Source organism: Methanobrevibacter sp. UBA412 (assembly GCA_002495685.1).
Classification (GTDB): Archaea; Methanobacteriota; Methanobacteria; order Methanobacteriales; family Methanobacteriaceae; genus Methanobrevibacter_A; species Methanobrevibacter_A acididurans.
In genome coordinates this window covers 48119-69158 of the sequence record DAGJ01000024.1, presented here as the reverse complement: position 1 = coordinate 69158, position 21040 = coordinate 48119, and the positions used below count along the sequence as shown (strand labels likewise).

General features: G+C 28.6%; 21 protein-coding genes and 1 tRNA gene. 10 read left to right on the top strand and 12 right to left on the bottom strand.

Annotation, left to right across the window (positions count from 1 at the left end):
• The first annotated feature begins 10 nt into the window (after positions 1-10).
• Positions 11-994 (top strand): flap endonuclease-1, encoded by a 984-nt coding sequence (fen, locus tag BP997_RS07570; protein WP_413824514.1) that lies wholly within the window; start codon positions 11-13, stop codon positions 992-994.
• Between the two features lie 32 nt (positions 995-1026).
• On the opposite strand, the gene BP997_RS07565 is transcribed toward fen, so the two are convergent.
• The gene (locus BP997_RS07565) at positions 1027-1686 is read right to left on the bottom strand and encodes a DUF2119 domain-containing protein (RefSeq protein WP_413824516.1); all 660 of its coding nucleotides are present in this window, start codon (positions 1684-1686) and stop codon (positions 1027-1029) included.
• A 68-nt stretch (positions 1687-1754) separates the two neighbouring features.
• Positions 1755-3005: an adenosylhomocysteinase gene (locus BP997_RS07560; RefSeq protein WP_409198111.1), complete on the bottom strand. Its 1251-nt coding sequence runs from the start codon at positions 3003-3005 to the stop codon at positions 1755-1757.
• Between the two features lie 235 nt (positions 3006-3240).
• Here BP997_RS07560 and BP997_RS07555 point away from each other — a divergent pair.
• The 9 genes from BP997_RS07555 to BP997_RS07515 all read left to right on the top strand — a co-directional run bounded on the left by BP997_RS07555 (position 3241) and on the right by BP997_RS07515 (position 12566).
• A tRNA-Met gene (locus tag BP997_RS07555) sits at positions 3241-3348 on the top strand.
• Between the two features lie 137 nt (positions 3349-3485).
• Entirely contained in the window at positions 3486-4655 is a 1170-nt protein-coding gene (locus BP997_RS07550; RefSeq protein ID WP_413824519.1) for an aldo/keto reductase, read from the top strand.
• 108 nt (positions 4656-4763) lie between these two features.
• Positions 4764-5516: a HesA/MoeB/ThiF family protein gene (locus tag BP997_RS07545; protein ID WP_413824522.1), complete on the top strand. Its 753-nt coding sequence runs from the start codon at positions 4764-4766 to the stop codon at positions 5514-5516.
• A 215-nt stretch (positions 5517-5731) separates the two neighbouring features.
• The gene (gene glnA, locus BP997_RS07540; protein ID WP_413829071.1) at positions 5732-7078 is read left to right on the top strand and encodes a type I glutamate--ammonia ligase; all 1347 of its coding nucleotides are present in this window, start codon (positions 5732-5734) and stop codon (positions 7076-7078) included.
• A gap of 164 nt (positions 7079-7242) precedes the next feature.
• On the top strand, positions 7243-8931 hold the full coding sequence (locus BP997_RS07535; RefSeq protein WP_413824525.1) for an NrpR regulatory domain-containing protein: 1689 nt from the start codon (positions 7243-7245) through the stop codon (positions 8929-8931).
• A gap of 203 nt (positions 8932-9134) precedes the next feature.
• Positions 9135-9581, top strand: a complete 447-nt coding sequence (locus BP997_RS07530; protein ID WP_413824528.1) for an SseB family protein — start codon at positions 9135-9137, stop codon at positions 9579-9581.
• A gap of 175 nt (positions 9582-9756) precedes the next feature.
• A complete protein-coding gene (modA, locus tag BP997_RS07525; protein ID WP_413824532.1) occupies positions 9757-10551 on the top strand; it encodes a molybdate ABC transporter substrate-binding protein in 795 nt (264 codons plus the stop codon).
• Positions 10552-10601: 50 nt separating this feature from the next.
• On the top strand, positions 10602-11399 hold the full coding sequence (locus BP997_RS07520) for an ABC transporter permease (RefSeq protein WP_413824535.1): 798 nt from the start codon (positions 10602-10604) through the stop codon (positions 11397-11399).
• A gap of 48 nt (positions 11400-11447) precedes the next feature.
• Entirely contained in the window at positions 11448-12566 is a 1119-nt protein-coding gene (locus tag BP997_RS07515; RefSeq protein ID WP_413824538.1) for an ATP-binding cassette domain-containing protein, read from the top strand.
• Positions 12567-12569: 3 nt separating this feature from the next.
• On the opposite strand, the gene BP997_RS07510 is transcribed toward BP997_RS07515, so the two are convergent.
• From BP997_RS07510 to moaA, 10 genes are all read right to left on the bottom strand, one after another.
• A complete protein-coding gene (locus BP997_RS07510; protein WP_413824541.1) occupies positions 12570-12863 on the bottom strand; it encodes a DUF2097 family protein in 294 nt (97 codons plus the stop codon).
• A gap of 119 nt (positions 12864-12982) precedes the next feature.
• Positions 12983-13315, bottom strand: coding sequence for a DUF2097 domain-containing protein (locus BP997_RS07505; RefSeq protein ID WP_413824544.1), 333 nt, complete (start codon positions 13313-13315; stop codon positions 12983-12985).
• Positions 13316-13396: 81 nt separating this feature from the next.
• Positions 13397-14254 carry a formylmethanofuran dehydrogenase subunit C gene (locus BP997_RS07500; RefSeq protein ID WP_409198123.1) on the bottom strand — a complete coding sequence of 286 codons (858 nt, stop codon included), beginning with the start codon at positions 14252-14254 and terminating at the stop codon, positions 13397-13399.
• A 16-nt stretch (positions 14255-14270) separates the two neighbouring features.
• The gene (locus BP997_RS07495) at positions 14271-15989 is read right to left on the bottom strand and encodes a formylmethanofuran dehydrogenase subunit A (protein WP_413824547.1); all 1719 of its coding nucleotides are present in this window, start codon (positions 15987-15989) and stop codon (positions 14271-14273) included.
• 17 nt (positions 15990-16006) lie between these two features.
• Positions 16007-17383 (bottom strand): formylmethanofuran dehydrogenase subunit B, encoded by a 1377-nt coding sequence (locus BP997_RS07490; protein ID WP_409198125.1) that lies wholly within the window; start codon positions 17381-17383, stop codon positions 16007-16009.
• Positions 17380-17940: a molybdopterin dinucleotide binding domain-containing protein gene (locus BP997_RS07485; RefSeq protein ID WP_409198126.1), complete on the bottom strand. Its 561-nt coding sequence runs from the start codon at positions 17938-17940 to the stop codon at positions 17380-17382. Before BP997_RS07485 ends, BP997_RS07490 begins: the two co-directional genes overlap by 4 nt.
• 16 nt (positions 17941-17956) lie before the next feature.
• On the bottom strand, positions 17957-18187 hold the full coding sequence (locus BP997_RS07480) for a 4Fe-4S binding protein (RefSeq protein WP_409198127.1): 231 nt from the start codon (positions 18185-18187) through the stop codon (positions 17957-17959).
• Between the two features lie 14 nt (positions 18188-18201).
• Complete coding sequence (gene fwdF / locus BP997_RS07475; protein WP_413824550.1) at positions 18202-19293, bottom strand: tungsten-dependent formylmethanofuran dehydrogenase subunit FwdF; 1092 nt, start codon at positions 19291-19293, stop codon at positions 18202-18204.
• On the bottom strand, positions 19268-19744 hold the full coding sequence (locus BP997_RS07470; protein WP_409198129.1) for a 4Fe-4S binding protein: 477 nt from the start codon (positions 19742-19744) through the stop codon (positions 19268-19270). The genes fwdF and BP997_RS07470 overlap by 26 nt, the downstream gene beginning before the upstream one ends.
• Before the next feature lie 363 nt (positions 19745-20107).
• A complete protein-coding gene (gene moaA / locus BP997_RS07465) occupies positions 20108-21037 on the bottom strand; it encodes a GTP 3',8-cyclase MoaA (RefSeq protein ID WP_413824552.1) in 930 nt (309 codons plus the stop codon).
• Positions 21038-21040 lie beyond the last annotated feature (3 nt).

The following is a 21040-nucleotide window of genomic DNA, read 5'->3' as shown; positions in this document are numbered from 1 at the left end:
GTGTGATTAAATGGGTGTAAAATTTACTGATATTATTAAAACAGAAGAAATTGGATTTAAAGATTTAGAAGGGCATAGTGTTGCAATTGACACATATAATACTCTTTACCAATTTTTATCAGGTATACGTCAAAGAGATGGAACACCTCTTATGGATCAAGATGGTAATATTACTTCACATCTTAGTGGATTATTATACAGAACTTCTTCAATTGTTGAAAAGGGAATTAAACCAATTTATGTTTTTGATGGAAAACATTCTGACTTTAAAACAAACACTGTTATGAAAAGAAAAGAAGTTAGAAATGAATCTGAAAAAAAATGGAAAGAAGCATTAGATGAGGGGAATGAAGAAGAAGCTCGTAAATTTGCAATGCGTTCATCAAAAATATCTCCTTATATAATAGAATCTTCTAAAAAATTACTTGATTTATTAGGAATTCCATATGTACAATCTAAAAGTGAAGGTGAAGCTCAAGCATCATATATGGTTCAAAAAGGAGATGCTTGGTCTGTTGCATCACAAGATTATGATTGTTTATTATTTGGGGCTTCAAGAACTGTTCGAAATTTAACTTTAAGTGGGGGTTTATCTAATTTAAAATATATGGAACTTGAAAAAATTCTCGCAAATTTAGATTTAACAAGAAACCAATTAATAGATATTGCAATTTTAGTAGGTACTGACTTTAATGAGGGAATTAAAGGCATAGGGGCAAAAACTGGATTAAAATTAATTAAAAATGATAGTTTAGAAAATATTTTAAAAAACAAAGAGGTAGAATTAGAAGTAGACCCGGATATTCTTAGAAATATTTTTTTAAAACCTGAAGTTAACACAAATTATGAAATTAAATGGAAAAATGTTAAACTAGATCAATTAACTGAATTTATGTGTGAAGAACATGGTTTTTCAGAAGCTAGAGTTGTAAGTTCTGCAAATAAAATGAAAAAATTAAATTCAACACAAAAAAGTTTAGAAGATTGGTTTTAAAATTTATTTATTATTAAAAAAAAGTTTAAATCTTAATATGGGGAGAATGATACTCCAAATAATTCTCGAACATATTTTATTGCTAAATCCACTTGTTTAGGATATTTAGCACTTATATTATTTTCATATTCTTGACGTGTATTTGATTTAGTTACTAAGTATAATAAATCCATAGCTTTATCAATAGATAATTTTTTATTAAAACCATACTGGTTTTCTACTTTTTTTAAATCAAAATGTTTACTATTGAATGATGGGATTTCTATAGTTTTACAAACAGTTTCTTTTTCAAAATATTTAAATCGTATTAATGGTGAAACTGAACTAACTAATATAAAATTCCCACAATCTATTAAAGGTGGAACTCCTTGAGATTGAAATCTTGAATCATCAATTAACTTTTTATAATGGGAAATATTATAACAGTGAAGTTCCGTGTAAAAATCAGGCCTATATTTTTGTATTAAATCAATTATTTTTTTACCTTGTTTAGATTTATAGAATTTTTTATTTATTGTTGATATATATGGTGTGTCATCTAAATTGTATATGTAAATCTGTCCTGGCCCAAAATCTTCTTTTTTTAAGAGTTTTATAAGGTTAATTGTAGTTCTACCTTCGTTTCCATGTACTCCACCAATTATTAATTTTGTTGGACCTTTTCCATTATTTATATGACGGTAATATGACATTTTTTTTCTATAAATTTTTATTATTAAAAATAAAATTAAAAAGAGAAGTTTCTCTTTTTTTTAAATTTTTATGTTCCTTGAGCCCAATTAGCTAAATAAGATTCTTGAGTATCTGATAAGGAATCTATTTCTATTCCCATTGCTTTAAGTTTTAATCTAGCAACAGTATCATCAATAGAATCAGGTGCTTTCATAACATCTATTGGTAAATCGTTTTCTAAAATATATTTTGCAGATAATGCTTGTACTGCAAAACTCATATCCATTATTTCTGCTGGATGTCCTTGACCTCTAGCTGCAGCGAGATTTACTAATCTTCCATCTGCTAATAGATAAAGTTTTCTACCGTCTTCCATTACAAACATTTCTATACTTTCTCTTACTTCTTCTACCGCTACAGATTGTGATTCTAAATCTTCTCGATTTATTTCTACATTGAAATGTCCAGAATTTGCTAGTAAACATCCATCTTTCATATATTTGAAGTCATCACCTTTAATAATGTCAATATTTCCTGTTACAGTTATTATTAAATCAGCGATTTTGACAGCTTCTCTAATAGTCATTACTCTAAAACCATCCATTCTTGCTTCTAAAGCTCTGATTGGATCCACTTCAGTTACTATTACATTTGCTCCTAAACCATCAGCTCTTGATGCTACTCCACGGCCACACCAACCGTATCCACATACAACAACATTTTTTCCTGCAATTAACATATTAGTTGTTCCCATGATAGCATCTAATGAGGATTGTCCAGTACCATAACGATTATCAAATAGATATTTAGTATATGCATCATTGACCGCTACAACTGGGAATTTTAATGCACCATCAGCATGCATTCCTTCTAATCTATGAACACCTGTTGTTGTTTCTTCACATGCACCCATAATTGTTTTTAAAAGATCTGGTCGTTTTTCATGAATTGTTAGAATCATGTCTGCCCCATCATCAATTATTATGTCGGGTTTATGACTTAGTACATCATTTATAGTTGAGTAATATTCTGTTTCACTTTGTTCTCTCCACCCATAAATGTTTAATCCTAAAGCTGCTCCTCCTGCTGCTGCATCATCATGAGTTGAGAGGGGATTACAACCAGTCATTGCTACTTCTGCCCCTCCTGCTTGTAATGTTAATCCTAAATTTACAGTTTTAGGTTCTAAATGTAAACAAGATCCTATGGTAATTCCTTCAAAAGGTTTTTCTTCTTCAAATTGTTTTTTAATATGTTCAAGAACAGGCATGTGTTTTTGAACCCATTTAATTTTTCTTATACCCTCATCGGCAAGGGCCATATCTTTTACTTTACTCATTGATAATCACTTTTTAAATTTAAAAATTATTTTTTATGTAAGTTATATTATTATATTATATTACTATTTTTTATTATATGTTTTATTAAAAATTATGTATTAAAATTTTATTTATCTTTTTTATGAAAAAATAAATTTTTTAATTTATGTATTACTGGATAATTATTTTCAAAAATTTAGTAAAAAGGGAAAACTTTATAAGAGATTAGTTACTAAAATTTTATTACTGTCAGATGCCGGGGTGGCTCAGCTGGTTAGAGCGCACGGCTCATAGGGTTTTAAGCAGTGCTCTGACAATTCCTGGGATACCGTGAGGCCACGGGTTCGAATCCCGTTCCCGGCATTTTTACAATCCCAGGAATAATATACATTAATTTTAACTATTTTTAAATAATTTATAACCTAAATAATTATTAATCGCTACTAAATATCATTTTTAGATAATCTATTTTAAATTATAAAAGTATTAGGTGAAAAAAATTGCAATATAAAGAATTAGGGAATACTGGCGAAAAAGTTTCTATTTTAGGTTTTGGAGCTATGCGTTTACCCCACGAAAATTCTAACGATGAAATTAACTTAGGAAAAACTAATGAGATACTTAGTTATGGTATTGATAATGGAATAAATATAATTGATACAGGTTATTCATTCCATGCTACTGATTTAAAGGGTAAAGGTAATTGTGAACCTGTTATTGGAAATTTTTTAGAAAATGGTTATAGAGAAAAAGTTTTATTATCTGCTAAATTACCTAGTTGGTTAATTAAAGAAAAAAATGATATGGAAAACATATTTAATGAACAATTATCTAGGTTAAAGACAGATCATATTGATATTTATTTATTACATGGATTAAATAGCGAATATTGGTCCAATTATAAATCTTTAGATGTTTTTGATTTTTTAGATGATATCTTAAATGATGGTAGGGTAAAACATGTAGGTTTTTCTGCACATACCGAATTTGATATATTGATGAGTATTTTAAGTGAATATGATAAATGGGAAGTTGTATTAAGTCAAATGAATTATTTAGATGAAAATTATAAAAGTGGTCTTGCTGGATTAGATTTGATTAGTAGTATGGGAATTGGAAATATTATTATGGAACCTCTTAGAGGTGGAAGATTGGTTGAAAATATTCCTAAAGATATAAAAGATATGTGGGATACTGCTGAAGTTAATAGAACTCCTGTTGAATGGGCTTTTGATTACTTATGGAATATGGAAAATGTTGATTGTGTTCTTAGTGGCATGAATTCTTTAAAACAAGTTCAAGAGAATATCGAAATTGCATGTAATGCTAAAGTTAATTCTATTTCAGAAAATGATTTAAGTTTAATTAATGAAGTGGCTAGGGAATATAGATTTAAAAAGGGTAATGATTGTACAGGTTGTCAGTATTGTATGCCTTGTCCTAATGGAGTTAATATTCCTAATTGTTTTAGAGAGTATAATATAGCTAAGATATTGGATGATCCTGCTGCTAGTAGTATGCATTATTTTAACTTAATTTCAGATAATAGTAGAGCAGATAAATGTAATAATTGTGGCAAATGTTTAAATTTTTGCCCTCAACTTATTAACATTCCTAATGAGCTTAAAAAAGTTCATGAATTATTTGGTGAAAATTTTAACTTATTTTAAATCTTTTTTTGTTTTTTTTATTTAATTTTAATTATATAAGATTAAAAATTATTAATATAAAATAGATATATTAAATTAAATAAAATTTAATTATAATTAGTGATGAAAATGCCAACAAGATATATGGAAATGGGTTATTGGGAAATTGCAAGTAGACAAATGAGTATTGTTACAAAAAGCCAGCAAAAAAGATTTAAAGAATCAAAAATAGGAGTTGTTGGTTGTGGTGGTATTGGTGGTTCAGTTATAGAAATGCTAGCTCGTATGGGTGTTGGAGAGTTAAATCTTATTGATAAAGATTATTTTGATTTCTCCAATTTAAATAGACAATTATTGAGTACAACTTCAACTTTAAGAAAATCTAAAAGTGAAACTGGAAAAGAAAGAGTAAGAATAGTTAATCCTTATGTGAAAGTTAATACTTTTAACGAAGAATTAGATGAAAGTAATGTTAATGATTTAGTAGGTGATTGTGATATTGTTATTGATGCATTGGATAATTTAATTTCAAGAATTATTTTATCTAGATTTACTAAAGAACATAATATCCCTTTAGTTCATGGGGCAATTCATGGTACTATGGGACAAATTACTGTTTTTACTAAGGATAGTGAAAGTTATGAGGAATTATTTGAATTACCTTCAGTTAATAAAAAAATCAATGCCCAAATTGTTAAAGAGATTGAATCATTAAATAATGGTGTTCCCCCAGTTATCGGCCCAGTTCCTAATATAATTGGGGCTTTACAAGCATTTGAGGCATATAAATATATTACGGGTGTTGGAAAAGTTATTTATTCTCCGAATATTTTTAAGTTTGATTTATTGAATTTGAATTCTTTTTGTACTGTTAAATTATAATTCTTATTTTAAATTTTTTTAATGAATTAATATAATATTTTTTTTAGTTTTTGTATTATTTTAAAAAAGTTTATATAGTATTAGGTGGAAATGTAATTCCGTAGGAAGTAACCTTCCGGCTAACTTCCAATTTAATTTACTTAAAAAAAACAAAACTTAAAAGTAAACCCATACAAAGATAAAACATAACTAATTATAAATGGAGAATTTATTACATGTCAGACGAAATAAAAAATATTATTGAAAGAATGGAAGCAGATAATATCAAATTCATAAGACTTCAATTCGTAGATTTAAATGGAGTTCCAAAAAGTATAGCAGTTCCATATGTAAAAGGAGAAATGGAAAACTTTTTCACCAAAGGAATGCCATTCGATGGATCCTCAATAGAAGGATTCGTTGAAATCAATGATAGTGACCTAATTTTAAAACCGGATATAAGCACATACTCACAATTATCATGGAGACCTGAAGAATCTGCAGTATGCAGATTTATATGTGATATTTGGACCCCTGAAGGAAAACCATTCGTAGGAGACCCAAGAAGCATACTTAAGCATGCACTAAAAAAATTAAAAGATGAATATGGATACAATTATAATATTGGACCAGAACCAGAATTTTTCATAGTTAATATAGATGAAGACGGATATCCCGTACCTTACGATGATGCAAGTTACTTTGATGTAGAACCAAAAGATAAAGGACCTGATTTCAGAAGAGAATTAACATTAAACTTAGAAGAATTAGGATTTGATGTTGAAGTAAGTCACCACGAAGTAGGACCTGGACAAAATGAAATTGCATTTAAATTTGACGATGCATTAAAGACAGCTGACGCAGTAATAACATTCAAACAAGCAATAAAAGCTATAGTTAATAACATGGCACAGTTTGATGGATTAGATTATAGAGTAACATTCATGCCAAAACCATTCTTTGGAGAAAATGGTAGTGGAATGCACTGTCACCAAAGTTTATTTAAAGACGAAGAAAACTTATTCGCAGACGATGAAAGCGAAAGTGGAATCTCTCAAGAAGCAATATATTTCATTGGAGGATTATTAAAACATGCTCCAGCATTAACTGCAATAACTAACCCAATAGTAAACTCTTACAAAAGATTAGTTCCAGGATACGAAGCACCTGTTTACGAAGCATATGGTCTTAAAAATAGATCAGCATTAATAAGAGTTCCTGCTGCACGAGGAAAAGGAACACGTATTGAATACCGAGCACCTGATCCAGCATGTAATCCTTATTTAGCATTTGCAGCAATGTTATATGCTGGAATGGACGGATTAAAAAATAAAATTGATCCCGGCGAACCAACAGAAATAAACATTTACAAATTAACTGAAGAAGAACGTGAAGAATTAGGAATTAATGTATTACCTTCAAGTTTATGGGAAGCATACCATGCATTAGAAGAAGATAATATAATTATGGATGGTTTAGGCGAACACATAAGTGAAGCATTCTTAAAATCCAAATATGCAGAATGGGACGATTACAGAGTACAAGTATTTGGATATGAACAAGAAAGATACTTAGATTTATAATTAACTAAACCTCTTTTTAATTTTTTACTTTTTTAAAAAAAAACATTTTTTTACTATTTCTTAATTCAAAAATAAAATAGAAACTTATTAAAAAAAAATATAAATTAACTTAATAAAAAATAAATTTTAATTCTTTTTTCTTAAATTTTACAAAGGTAACTACAATGTCAGAATCAGAACATCGTATGATAGAAATTCTCAGAATTTTAAGTGAACAAGACAAAGCAATTGGTTCTAAAGTTATAGCAAATGAACTAAAAAATAAAGGTTATAACTTAGGAGAAAGAGCTGTAAGATACCACATGCAAATATTAGATGAAAAAGGATTCAGTAAAAGAAAAGGATATTCTGGAAGAATAATCACTGAATCTGGAAGAAAAAAACTTGAAAAAGGACTAATTTATGACCAAGTAGATTTTATTTATTCAAAATTTGAAGAAATGATGTATAAAACAAATTTTGATTTTGAGAAAAAAACCGGGAAAATAATAGTCAATAAATCTAATGTTTTAGACGAATCTGCATTTGAAGTAGTTAAAAATGTTTTTGATGCAGGACTAGCAGTTAGCCCCTTAATAAGTGTTGAAAAAAATAAAATAGGAGAATCTTTAGGATATTCAATAAAAACTATTTGTAGTACAACTATAGATGGAATTCTTTTATCAAATGGAATAGCATCCCAACCTATCTATGGAGGTCTTGTTAATGTTGAGGATTATACTCCTACAAATTTTACTGAATTAATTTCTTATAAAAAAACATCTATGTCTCCTTTAAATGCTTTCATTGCAAAGGATATGACTTCAGTTAGAGAAGTTGTGAAAAATGGTAATGGTATAATACCTGCAAATTTTAGAGTAATTCCTAGTGCAGCTAGAGAAAAAACAATTAACATTCTTGAGAAATTAAATCAAATAGGTATTAATGGTATATTAAAAATTGGAGAAAATGGAGAAACCACATTAGGAGTGCCTGTTAATGAAGGTTTAGTGGGAATTGCATTAATTGGAGGAGTTACACCTTTATGTGCAGCTCAAGAATTAAATTATGATGTAGACATTGAAACTATAGACGAATTTGAAGAATATAAAAATTTAAAGTCAATCTCAAAACCTAAAAATATATTAAAAACATCCCAAAAATCAAATCAAAATAGGATACCTTTCTTACTTTCAAAATCTTGGAATTTAATACAAAAAGTAAATTTTGATTTAAATTCTGAAAAGGGAAAGATAATATCTAATATATCCTATATTGATAAAGAAGATTTAGATTTTGCTTTAAATATTATGAAAAAAACATACAAAGATTCTCCCGATTATATTAATCCATATTACAAATTAATTAATCATCCAGGTAATCCTAATAAAATAGGTATAGGTACTATTTGTAGTTTAACAATTGATGGAATTTTAATGAATAATGGGATTTTAAGCACTCCTAAATATGGTGGATTAATTGAAATAGGAAGTTCACCCCAATTTATTGAAATGATTTCATATAATGGTTCTTCATTAGATCCTCACAAAATTTTCATTTTTAAAAATATGACTAATATTACAAAAAAGAAGATTTATCCTCAAAATGCTTTAGCTTCTATTAAAGAAGTACCTTATGTAGCAAGAGAAAAAAGTAAAGATATTTTATCTAAACTAATTGATATGGGATTATCAATTTATAAAATTGGAAAACCTAGAGAGTTAGTTTATAATGCTAAAGTTAATAATTACAATTTTGGAATTGTTGCAGGTAGTGGGTTAAATTCAATTGCAGCAATGAAAGAAAATAACATTGATATTGAAGTAAAAGCTGCTGAAAAATTAATTCCTTTTAATGAATTAGAAAAAATTTAAAAATATTTTAAAAATTCATTAAATATTAATATATCCCTAAACTTTTTATGAAAACTTAATAATTTTAAAATGAAAGATAAAGTAATATAAGTAAAACATTAAATATTATGTTTAATATTAATTTAATAGATATATAAATTAAGAAAAATTTATAAGTAAAACAAACAGGATTCTTATAAAAATAAATAACGGAGAAAAATAATATGGCAAAAGAAATGGAACCCCTAGAAAATGATAGATTAAAAGAGGTAATTAAAAACTTACATGAAAATTATAATGAAGATACTGAAGAAAAATTTTTAGCAGAACTTAAAAATGCATCTTTTTTAGCTCCTGCAGATATTAAAGTTGAAGGGAACATGAAAGAAAAGATAGAATCTGACGGAACTATAACTTTAGATAAAAATACCCCTATGAATTTTATGTTAATCAGTTCAGAAGATGGAAAAAACTTTTTCCCTGCATTTACTGATGAAGAAGAGTTAAGTAAAGATCCAGAAAAAAAAGATGCAATTATAATTAACTTAGAAACTTATTTAGAAATGTTAGATAGCAATACAGAAGAAGATATTGCAGGCATAGCTATTAATCCTTTTGGTGAAGCTATTGTAATACCTAAAGAAATGTTAGTCAATATTTACACCAACTAAATAAAACTTTTTTTAAATAATATTATAAAAATCTTCTTTTCGATGTTTTAAATTTTAAACATCAATATTCTTTTTTTTAAAACCTCGAATCAGATAGAAAATCTTAAATATTGATTAATAAAAATATCGATATGTATGAAAATACAAACTTTTTTTTAAAAAGGAGAAATAAAAAATGAATAATAAAAAAATTTTTATAATAATTGTTATTATTGCCATTATAGCTATTATAGCTGGTAGTTATTACACAGGAGCAATATCAACAACACAACAATCTAGTGAATCAGGTACTGTAACTGTACTAGCTGGAGCTGGTTTCAGTAAAGTAGGTAATGATTTAGTAACCGAATTCAACAAAAAATATCCTAACATTAAAGTAAATATGAAATATGGGGGAAGTGGAGAACTATTCTCAACTTTAGAAACCCAAAAAAGTGGAGATATTTTTTTACCTGCAGCTTATAAATATATGAAAGAAGCTAAAGAGAATGGTTACATCCAAAATGATACAGAACAGAACATTACTAAAAATGTACCTGTAATAGTAGTACAAAAAGGTAATCCTAAAAATATTACTGGACTTAAAGATTTAGAAAGATCTGATGTTAAAGTAGGTTTAGGTCAAGCTGAAGGTCCTGCTATTGGAAAAACATCCCAAAAAATTATTGAAAAAAATAATTTAACAATAAACCCTACTGTTACAACTACTACAGTTAATCAATTATTAACTTATATAGTATCAGGACAAGTAGATGCTACTATTATATGGGAAGACATGACTGTATGGCAAGAAGGAAAAGATAAAATTGAAGTTGTAGAAATACCTAAAAATGAAAATTCTATAAGTACAATACCTGTTGCCACAACTCAATTCACAAAGGATAATAGTTCAGCACAAAAATTCCAAGAGTTTATCCTATCTGATGAAGGAAAGAAAATTTGGGAAAAATGGGGATTTGAAATAGAATAAAAAAAAGTTTTTTTAAAAAATTATTAGGAGATTAAGAGGATAAGATTATTATGCGTTCTAAATTTGAATGGTTATTTATTGGAATCACAGTAATAGTTACTTTAATATTTTTTGCAGTAATTGGAAGCATGTTTTTAATTACTTCAGTAGATGGATTCATATCTTCTTTATTTTCTCCTGAATTAACTTATGCTATAGGATTAACCATAGGTACTTCATTAGTTTCTGCCACAATAGTAGTAATATGTTGTATACCTATGGCTTATACATTAAGTAGATATGATTTTCCCCTAAAAAAATTATTTAAAATCATACTCGATTTACCTATGGCTTTTCCTGAAATTGTTATTGGTATAGCACTTTTAATGTTTTTAGGTAATTATGGAATTGGGGGAATATTAAATAGTTTAGGGATTGAACTAGTTTTTAATAGTACTGGAATTATTATAGCAGAATTCTTTGTAGCTTTACCATATGCCATAAAAATGTTACATTCTACATTTAATTATATAGATCCTAGATATGAATTTGTTTCAAGAAGTTTAGGCTATAATGAAGTTGATACTTTCTTTAATATTACATTACCCTTATCAAAACAAGGACTTTTCGCAACAATAATTATTACTATTGCAAGATGTATAGGAACATTTGCTGCGGTTTTATTTGTTGGTGGAGGCATATTAATGAAAACAGATACTTTAGCTATTTCAATGTATTTGAATTTATCAACAGGTGATATAGATATGGCTATTACATCTGGAATTTTATTAGTAATAATCTCATTTATTACAATTGCTATAATGGAAAAATATGCTCCTGAAACTTATAATAATCAAAAAAGTGTTTGAGTTTAAGATAATGGGAAAAAATTAAATATTTATTTTTTAGGGATTGAAATGTATTTAGAAGTTGAAAATTTATCTGTGGATCTTGGGGAATTTCATTTAAAAAATATTAATCTTTCAGTTGAAGAAGGAGAATATCTTGTTTTAATTGGCCCTACTGGTTCTGGAAAATCTGTATTACTTGAAACAATTATTGGATTTTACACCCCAAAAGAAGGATTAATTAAATTAAATGGTAAAATTCTTAATGATATTGCACCTGAAGATAGGCATATTGGAATTGTTTATCAAGATCATGTTCTTTTTCCAAGTATGAATGTTTATGATAATATAGCTTATGGATTAAAAAATAAAAAATCATTAACTAATGAAGAAATAGATTTAAAAATTAAAGATATGGCTAATATTATGAATATCAGTCATATTTTACATAGGGATGTGACTACTCTTAGTGGTGGGGAATCACAACGAACAGCATTAGCTAGAGCTCTTATTGTTGAACCTAAAATTATTTTAATGGATGAACCTTTTAGTGCTTTAGATGTAACTACTCAAGCAACATTAACTTCTTTGATTAAAAGCATAGGTAAGAAGTATAAAACAACATTTGTCCATGTGACTCATAATTTTAATGATGTCTGGAATTTAGCAGATCGTGTAGGTGTAATGAAAAATGGTATACTTCACCAATTGGACTATATAGACACAGTATTTTCAAAGCCTAATAATAAATTTGTTGCAGATTTTGTTGGAGTTAACAACATTATAAAAGGAAAAGTAGATATGTATAATGATGGATTAATGGAAATTAAAATTAATGATAATTTAACATTATACAGTGCAGACAAAGAATATTATGATAAGAATAAGAATATTGAAAATCAGGAAGTTTTAGTTGCAATAAGACCTGAGAACATTATATTTTCAAATGATAAAATAAAATCTTCAGCAAAAAATCAACTCAAAGGAATTATTAAAAATATTGAAATAGCAGGGCATATAATCAATGTTGTTACAGAAGTAGAAAATGTGAAATTTAAAGGAATTTTAACAAAAAATTCATATGAATTATTAAATATTAAAAAGGGTAATGAAATTTATTTAATTTTCAAATCAATGAATGTTAACATAATCGAAAGTTATAATAAATTTAATCTAAATAAAAATTAAAAATTAATATAATTCTATTAAAATTGGTTCACCAATTTGGGGATTATGTAAAAATTCAACCAATTCTTCTTTAAATTCTATTAAATCAATTTCAATAGTTGGATTTAATGATGTTGCATCTAAATTTATTAATACTTTAAAACCTGGAACCCCATTATATTCAGATTTATCTATATTAAGTATTTCACCTTCAGCAAAAATACGATTATAAGATATTTCTGCATGATCATGAATCTTTAAATTTTTTTCTAAATAATCTAAAAGTTCATCAGGAGACATTTTTACTGTTTTAACCATTTTTATTTACCTCTTAAAAATTTTTTATATAAATTACATTTTAAAAAATTTATTTTAGTATACTAACAATATTTGTTAGTAGTTATACAAATAAGTTTTGTTTTAAAATGTAAAAAAAATTATTTATAAGAATATGTAAAATCAACTTCAGGCATTTCAGCTTCTATCACTACTACATTACCATTTTTAACATGACGTAATTCAAGAAGTTCATCTTTAATATCATTTAAATCAATCTCAATGTTCTGATTAAGAATTTCACCATTAAGTTGCAAACTTACACGAAGCCCCTCACCTGTTTCTTCATCTTCTTCGGTAATAGTTAAAACTTCACCTGGAGCAAAAATACGATTATAAGAAATTTCAAGTGTATCAGTAGGTTGAACATTCTTACGAATATAATCTACCATTTCATCAGGACTCATAATTAATTCCTTTTCTTCATTTTCCATTACATATCACTCCAAAAATATTAATAAATAATTTTAAAAATTTAATTATAAAAACAGTTTAAAAAAAAATTAGGAGATTATTTAATAATCTCCAAGGGTAATATATTCATCATTTCCTTCAGAATAAGCAGATAATTTATCTCTGTTATTTTCAGCATCAATATATAATCCACCTTTACCATTAAGAGCAATATCACCTGAATATTGGATATATTTTCCAGCATAAACTTTACCAGATATTTCTGGATCAGTTACAATACCTTGTTCAACAAATCCTTCAAGTAATCTTCCTAATTTACCATGAATAATAATATTACCATTTTTCATTTGACCACCAGGCCAACGGTTAACATTACCATCAATTTCTATTGTACCTTTAGTCATGTGAATACCTGCTAAAATATCACAGTTTCCTAGAACATGGATACTTCCACCGGTTAAACATTCTCCACATTGTTTTCCAGCATCACCATGAATAATTATTTCTCCACCAGTGACACCTCTCCATTCTCCAATGTAAGAAGCTCCAGTAAATTCCTTAGTATTTCCCATAATCTCTAGTTTTCCACCAGACATTTCACGGCCAGCATGAGCTTGAGCATTACCATTAACTAAAACGTAACCTCCAGACATTTCTGCACCTACATGAAGATCAGCATTACCATTAATAATGACTTCTCCACCACTCATTCTGAAACCAATATATTTAACTCTTCCCATATCACCATTCATAATCATTTTAACTTCATTAGGAGAATCAGCTTCTCCTTCAACTGTTATTTTAAAATAATCTGTGATTGGAAATCTTGAGTTACCAACTGGTACAGTATATTTTGCAAAATCATCTTCTGTCCATGTATAGATATTATCAGTGTTTAATTCATCAAATTCTAAAGCAATGGAAGAAGTTTTTATTTGATCAAAAGTTATTGTTTTCACTTTAACACTTCCTTATTTACTTCACTGGCACATCAATTTTTATTGGATTTGGTACATAATGGTCATGTACTTTGTAATTACTCCATTTAACTGAATAATATTGCTTGAAGAAAGGCATAATATCTTCAATTACCTTAGCTTCTTGGTCTTCTAAACCAGTAACATTTGTCCATATTGTATGACTTGGTTTAGTTTGTACAATTTCACCATTTTTAACTAATATTTGTCCATCTTTTATTGTGTATAAAGCACGACTAAATGCTTTTTCAACTTCCTTAGGATTTCTAGATGGATCAAATTCATTAGGTTTAATATCATAAACAGCAATATCAGCTTTGAATCCAGGAGTTAATGCTCCTCTATCAGTATATCCATCTATTTTAGCAGGAGCAGCTCTTGTTATAATAGCAATATCATTGAAATCGTATTCACGATCAAGTGTAGCGAGGGTTGTTCTTTTTTCAGCCCATTTATGTACTTCTCTATTTTCAATCATTTCCATTCTACGTTTATTACTCATTAACCAGGAAATAACTCTAGGATATCTGATGAATGGACCACCATTAGGACTATCAGTAGTTAAACAAAGTTGCCATGGATCATTAATTAATAAGAATAATTCTAATCCAACAGCCCATTGTAAAGTGTTTACTGGATTTTTAGGTGAATAGATACATGGAATAATTCCTGAACCTGTTTCACATTCAACATCTTTATTAGCCCATTTTAATCCTGATAATTTATATAAATCATATTCCATTGGACCATCAGCAGTCATAGTAGTAGTTTCATCAAAAGTAACTTGACCTACATCTCCAGTAAGATATTTATTATGATTAATAAATTTAGCAACATCTGGTGCACCTGAACCTGCATTTTTCCAACTAGTTCCAGTATAAGAATGGAATTGTAAATGAGTACAATGCATAACTTGATCTCTTAATGAAGCAGAAGGTAATGTACTTTTAGCAATATCTTTAACAGATCCTAATGTTTCAATAGTAGTTCCAGTATTTCCAGGGTGTCCTAAATCATTTGGATGTATATGTATTGAGTGAGGAAGTCCTAACTTTTCATTAACTTTTGTTAAAGCTCTTACTACTTGTCTAGAAGTTACATCAAAATAAGGTGCAGAATCATCATATCCATGAACATTCATTCCCCATCCCCATGCTTCGGTTCCACATGGATTTACTATTTTAATACCATATCCTTTAGATAATTTAAGCCAAGCTGATACATATGCAGCTAATTCATCTATTTTATTTTCTTTTGCATATTCCATTACAACCCAATTATTACCAAATAAAGGTAATGGGGCTACATCTATGTTTGGAATTGTATTAATTTCTTCATGAGTATGTTTTGCTTCTAAAGGAGGCATTGCTGCTTCACAAACTGTTCCATATCCCATTCTAGAATATCTATAACCTGTTGTTGGACAACTTGGTATAGAAAATCCAGATTCACCTTTTTCATGAGCGGTTTTTTGAGTTACTCCTCTTCTTGAATCTTCTGGTCGGTATAATCTACCTACAACTAATTTAGGTCCTGCAATGTGGGCATGAATATCTACACCAGCAGGCATTACAATTTTATCAGTTACATCTATGACTTTGGCATTATCAGATACACTGTCAACGATTTTATCATCCTTGAACATTATATCTTTCTTTTCTCCATTTACGCCATTAGCAGGATCGTAAACAATACCATTTTTTAGTATATATTCCATTAAATCACTTCCTTCAATTATTCTGCTGCTGGGTTAGGTACGTATTTAGGAGCTACGTTAGGCTCTTTTCTGAGTTTCATTACTCTTTCTTTAATTTCTCTTATAATCCACTCATCATCACGACATGTTTCAGGTTTATCAATAGCTTTTTTCATATAGATAGGTACTCCATCCATACGATAACTTGTACCTGCACATTCAACCGCAATAAATGAACCCGGTAATACAACATCAGCTAATTCTGTTGTAGGTCCCCAGTGAAGATCTATTTGAATAACTGGAATGTTAGCTAAATGTTGATTTGCACCATTAGGGAAGTGAGCACCTGGATCAGCTGCAATAACCATGAAAACATCTGGTTCTTTTCTTGTTAATAAATCAATAGTATTGGTTTCCCCTAACATATATCTTGCATATCCTCTACAGAAATCTACCCCAAATGCAAATCCTGTTTCATATGCCATGAATATATTGAATCCATTTACATTAAAGTGGCCCCTCATAGGAGTGAGTCCCCATTTACTATCTTTATTTAAATCCATTACCATTTTTATTGCTATATCAATATTTCTTTGTTTTGATAATGTGTGAGTTAAACCAAGACCAAAGAATAGAACACCAAATTCTGCAGATTTCATTTGATCCACTAATTCATAAATATCTTCTTTTGGAATTCCAGAAATTACATCAGCATGAAGTTTTTTACCTTTTAAAACAGCTCTTATAGCATTATAAAATCCATAATCCCCATTTTGTTCAAACCCTATCCATTTATCAGACATTTTAGCTGTATCTGAAAATTTAGGATCCATTGTAACTACAGTTCTATCAAATCTTCCTCGTTTTCTAAAGTATCCTCTAGGGAAAACTGCATATCTTGCTAAATGTCTAGGATGTGAATTCATTGCATTACTTCCAGAGTATACAACCATATCTGCTCTGTTAGTAACTTCACCTAATGTTTGAATAGGATATCCTGCATTTTGCATAGCTTGTAAACTTGGTCCATGACAAATAGTAGCTTGATTATCTAAAACTGCTCCAATATATTCTCCTAATTCAAGTCCTTCTTTCATACATTCAGTAGAAGTTTCAGACCATCCATAAAATACAGGTCTAATAGAGTGTGCAATTAATTCAGCAGCTTTATCTAATGCTGTATCCCATTCTACTTCTTCAAGTTCTCCATCATCTGCTCGTACCATAGGTACTAATAATCTTTGATCGATATCTTCCATGATTTTACTTGCACCTAATCTGCAAGCATGTCTAACTGCAACTACATGATTATCTTTTATTAAATAATCTAAATCATCACAGTTACATCCACAAAATGCACAAGTACAATCTTCTACAATAGTATCATAATCAGTTATTGGTGGTTCATAACTCATTCTAATTCCTCCCATTTACGTCCTCTATAAACAGGTCGTTCACCTAAAGAATCCATATTTTCAATGACTTCATCATCAGTTTCATCTGTATATTTTTTATAGACTAATCTCATTAAATCTGCCATTAATAATACTTTTCTATCTGTTTTTTCCACAGTACAGTGAATTCCTTTATATGTTGGATCTGAACAACAGTAAGTTTCATGGCTCACAATAGTATTTGCCCATGGTCCTTTACAAATAAATACAGTTCCTTCATGAGGAGCATCTCTTGATTTAGCAGCATTCAATACTACTTCACCAAATTTAGTTTTTACTAAAACGGTGTCCCAATTGTTTACACCTAACTTCATCATATCTCTAGGATCCATATAACAAGTTCCAGAAGCATTTTTATATTCTTCTTTTAATGTGGATCCTCTTTTTTTACATGCTCCTTGGTAGATGTCAGAACCTGTATTTAACATACAATTAAGTATGTCTTCAGATCCTTCACCAGGAGTTTGTTCCAAATCATCTACTACTGGTTTATCTAAATAAGTGTTTGCATAAAACATATTTTTACTCTCCTTTTTATTCTAACCATATAGCGTCACAAGGACAGAACATTTGACATGTTCCACATTCTTCACATTTATCTGGGCTGAAGAGTTTTATGAATCCATTTTCAACCATCATTATTGTTTCTGTTGTTTTTGAACCAGCTCCTCCAGCATTTTCCGGACTGATTCTAGCATTTACGGGGCAAGAAACAACACATACCCCACAACCTAAACATCTATCTTGATCTACTTTAAGTTCCATTTAATCATCACCGTTTAATTTTTTAAAGCTTTTATAGCATCTTGCCATGCTTTAGAATTGGTTGGTGTATTATTAATTTTAGTTCGTTTTACAGTTAAAGCATCATTAGGACATACTTTTTCACATGCACCACAATGTATACAAAATTCTTCTTTAATTTTAATAGAAGAATCCATATCACCAGATCCTTTTGATTTAGGGAAGTATAATGCATTACATGGACAAGTATCTATACATGCTCCACATTCACCACATTTATCTTCATCAATTTCAAATTTACCTTCAAATGCTTTAGTAACTGTTGCTGCATTGGTAGGACATACTCCTTCACACCATCCACAGTTAATACACTCTTTTTCATCAATAATTACATTACCAGTTGTAACAGATTTTTCTGGGTCAAAATCATATTCCCCATATGAACAAGACCGACAAACTGCTTTAATAGCATCAACAGGACATGCTTTTTTACAAACAAGACAGTAAACACATTTATCTTTATCAATAATTATGTCTTCTGAACCTGGTTCTTTTGTCACATCAATTGCTTCTGCAGGACATAACTCTTCACATATTCCACAATTAATACAAGTATCTTTGTCAACTTCAATTTCACCAGTAACTAAATCTGAACGTTTTGGTAAGTCTCTTTTTACAGTAAGAGCATCTCTAGGACAAGCTATTTGACATTTTTCACAGAGCACACATTCATCATCATCAATAGTCATTGATTTTTCATAAGATGGATAAGATTCCATATTTTTAATAGATTCCCCACCAATTGTTAAATCTAAAGCATCTGCTGGACATAACCCACTACACATACCACAAAGGACACATTTATCTTCATCAATTGTTACTTTGACATAGTTTGGTTTTGAAACCATGTTTTGAGCAATCTTTTTATGACCACTGAATTCAGTATTGAAGTAGTTACGAGAAACATTACCAACTGAAGCAATTTCTATTGCGCCTACTGGACAAGTATTTTCGCAAATCCCACATCCAATACAGATATGATCATTGAAAGATAATTGTCTACCTTCTGCTGCTGATCTTTTTATGTTAAAGTCTTTACCTTTAACTTCTTTCACGTTTTTGATCATCTTTTTCCTCCAAAATTTTGATAGAATTTGTTGGGCAGGCCTCTTCGCAGGTATGGCATCCACAACAATAAAAGGAGTTTATTTGAGCTGTTAGTGCATTTAAACTAATAGCCTCCAATATACACAAATCTACACATAATCCACAACCAATACATGAATCATTCACTATTCCATTATAATTTTTTTCTTTGAATATTAAAGCTATAACTCTAATTTTATCCAAATCATGGAATAAATTTTGAATTACTAACAAAAAATCTTTATTATTTAGTTGAGTTAATATTTTAGCAAATTCTATTGAATTCCAAGACAAATTACTTCCATTTAAGTAATGTGAAACTGTAGAACGATCAATATCTAATTTTTCTGCAATTTTTTTCTGAGATAAACCTTGATTTCTAAGTCTTACTGCAGCTAAATATTTCAGACCTGATGTTATATGTTTTGGCATGATATCATTCACTGTGTATTAATTAAATTTTTGTTTTTTCAACTTATAAAAGGTGCTACTAGAACTAAATAGAAATACTTAAATAAAACTGTGTAGTAACTACACTTTTTTAAAATTTAAATAATTAAAATTTGAGGTTTAAAAAGCAATATAATAGAAAATATATTTTAAAAAGCTTAAATAAACCCATTAATTAATTAATTTAAAAAATAAAACAAAAATAAGTTTTAAATAATAAAATAAGAAAAATTTATTCCTATTGAAAATAATAAAAATTTAGTACCTTATGTAAGTGTTTTCATGTCGAAAAATAAGAAAAAAAAGAAAAAAAACAACAATGTGTAGTAACTACACATGAATAAATTAATCATCTATAAAATAAGGTTCACGAGAATTAACAGCACTTATAAAAATTTCTTCTAAATCTTTTTCAGAATCCCCAGACCTAATATGAGAAATCAAATCGACAAGATTATCATTTCTAAGCAAACAAGGTTTAATTTTACCTTCAGGAGTTATTCTAAGACGTGTGCAATTCTCACAAAATTTAGTATTATCCATAGGGCGAACAATCTCAACTTCACCACCATCAATAAAATATTTTTTACGATCCTGCATAAACTTACGAACAGTAACCTCACTAGCCAAATCAGTAAATTCCTTTTCTAATGGAGTCATATCAAAATGATATTTTTCATTAAAATCATTATCTTCACAATTATCCGTTTCCAAAATTTCAATTAACTGTAAAATTAAGCCATTATCTTTACAAAAACCAAACATATCATGAATTTCATTATCATTTATACCTTTCATAACAACCATATTAATTTTTACAGGATAAAGGCCAACATCAACAGATTTAAGGATACCATTTTTAACCTCACTTAAATAATCTTTTTTAGTTATACACTTATAAGTCTCAGGTTTCAATGTATCCAAACTAACATTAACACGTTTTAATCCTGCTTTAACTAAATCTTCAGCATATTTATCTAAAAATATACCATTAGTCGTAATAGATATATCTTTAAAATTTAAAGTATTAAGTTTCTTAACAATATCCACAATATCAGATCTAACTAAAGGTTCACCTCCAGAAAGACGAACTTTTTCAACACCTAAATTTTTAGCTACCTTAGCTATCTGAAATATTTCATCTGAAGTTATTTCTTCTTTAGAATTTAACATTCCATCATGATGACAATAAAAACATTGAATATTACAACGATTTGTAATAGATATACGTAATGAAATTATAGGTCTATTATAAGTATCTTTAATCTTATCCATCCA